Origin of the sequence: Paenibacillus phytorum (assembly GCF_013141715.1) — a bacterium.
Classification (GTDB): domain Bacteria; phylum Bacillota; class Bacilli; order Paenibacillales; family NBRC-103111; genus Paenibacillus_E; species Paenibacillus_E phytorum.
On record NZ_WHOA01000179.1, the window covers coordinates 1 to 1,159 of the forward strand.

2 protein-coding genes are annotated in these 1,159 nt (G+C 44.7%); one reads left to right on the forward strand and one right to left on the reverse strand.

Annotated features, from left to right (window positions below; translation table 11 throughout):
• On the forward strand, positions 1-544 hold a 544-nt coding region (locus GC098_RS25870), incomplete at its 5' end, for an HAD family hydrolase (RefSeq protein ID WP_171646087.1).
• A gap of 100 nt (positions 545-644) precedes the next feature.
• Here GC098_RS25870 and GC098_RS25875 read toward each other — a convergent pair.
• Positions 645-1,159: glycosyltransferase family 2 protein (locus GC098_RS25875; protein ID WP_246358970.1), on the reverse strand; the 515-nt coding region annotated here is incomplete at its 5' end.

A 1,159-nucleotide genomic window follows, 5' to 3' on the forward strand; every position in this document is an offset into this window, starting at 1 on the left:
GCTTTTCAATCAAGGACATAAAGAGAATATTTTCAATCAATCTCTGCATTTATTGCAAGTAGAATATGACCTTGACATGATAAATCAAATGCTAAAGGTCTATCGCGAACATCTGCCACGGATCAAGTTATATCCGGATGCTCTGTGGGCCTTGCGACATGCCTCGGCTAAAGCCAAGACAGGACTAATAACGGACGGTTATTTAGTTGCCCAGCGCCAGAAAGTGAAATCTTTGGGGTTATCCGCCTATTTTAACCTCATTGTGTACTCGGATGAGTTTGGCAGACAATGTTGGAAACCAAGCCCAATCCCCTATATCAAAATGACTGAGGGGCTTGGGATTCATCCTTCCGCCTGTGTGTATATAGGCGATAATCCCCAAAAGGACTTTATTACAGCCAAACGCTTGGGCTGGACAACGGTTTGTATCAAGCGCACGGACGGCTTATACGGAGATGTTGTAGTAGATCCCGAGTACCTTGCAGATTACTTTATTTCATCCTTATTCGAATTAAGTCCCTTTATCGAGGAGGTCAGCACCTGATCTCTGTCTTTGCTGTACGATGCAGCATAAAGAACCCCTCCGCTATTTTCACAACGGAGGGGTTCAAATATGAATGAATAGGCTAAGATAACCTTTGCGGTCACTCTTGCGCCCTTGAGCCAATGAAGAACTTAGTCGATTGATACAATGCTTTTTCGATGATCCCCCCAAGTTTGGAATGTTCGTTGCTCCTGCTCTTCCACCTCTTTATTTTACGCAGCAGCGTTTTATATAAATGGGGGTCATTCCACGGGTGACAAATGGAAAGCAGCGCTAGCTCGGGATCTCCAGCTCCGTGAATGTCATAAAAAATCCTCAGATTATTCAGCTCGGGGTCATCGTTACGAATCGCAGAAGGATGCTCCTGATGATATCCAATGATCCGATTCATGCTTCGATAGGACAATCCATGCTTATGAAGACGATAACCGAGCTCCCAATCCTCAAGCCCGTATTTGATAAAACGTTCCTGAAATCCTCCGACCTCCATAAAATGTCTCTTCTTTACGGATACACATCGGGTGATGAACATCAACCAAGGCGCGACATCGGTAGACATAAACTCTCTAGTATCTTTTTTGCTAAAACGGGATGGCAGGATGACCGAACGGAGCT